General features: G+C 65.4%; 1 protein-coding gene. It reads left to right on the top strand.

From position 1 onward, the window contains the following. Positions 1-604, top strand: a 604-nt coding sequence (locus AC0L3A_RS40860) for an ABC transporter substrate-binding protein (RefSeq protein WP_473256599.1), incomplete at both ends; no start/stop codon positions are given.

The following is a 604-nucleotide window of genomic DNA, read 5'->3' as shown; positions in this document are numbered from 1 at the left end:
GCCGAAACCGTGCTGCGCATCGCCATGACGGCTGCCGATATTCCGCGCACGCTGGGCCAGCCCGATCAGGGTTTTGAAGGCAACCGCTTCACCGGCCTCACCATGTATGACGCGCTCACCGGCTGGGACCTGTCCTCGGCCGACAAGGCGAGCGTGGTGATCCCCGGCCTTGCCACCGAGTGGAAGGTCGACGATGCCGACAAGACCAAATGGACTTTCAAGCTGCGCCCCGGCGTGACCTTCCATGACGGCTCGCCGTTCAATGCGGACGCTGTGGTGTGGAACGTCGAGAAGGTGCTGAAGCAGGACGCGCCGCAATTCGACGCCAGCCAGGTCGGCGTCACGGCCTCGCGCATGCCGACGCTGGCGTCCGCGAAGAAGATCGACGACATGACGGTCGAGCTCACCACCAAGGAGCCCGACAGCTTCCTGCCGATCAACCTCACCAATCTCTTCATGGCGAGCCCGGCGAAGTGGCAGCACTTCTACGACAAGGCGGAAGGTGCTGACGCCAAGGCGAAGTCGCAGGCCGCATGGACCGCGTTCGCCAAGGACGCCGCGGGCACCGGTCCCTGGAAGATGGCCGCGTTCACCCCGCGCGAGC

The organism is Bradyrhizobium sp. MI1.3, from assembly GCF_055811695.1.
Note: the sequence above shows the minus strand (reverse complement) of the source record. Positions and strands in the feature narration are given on the sequence as shown.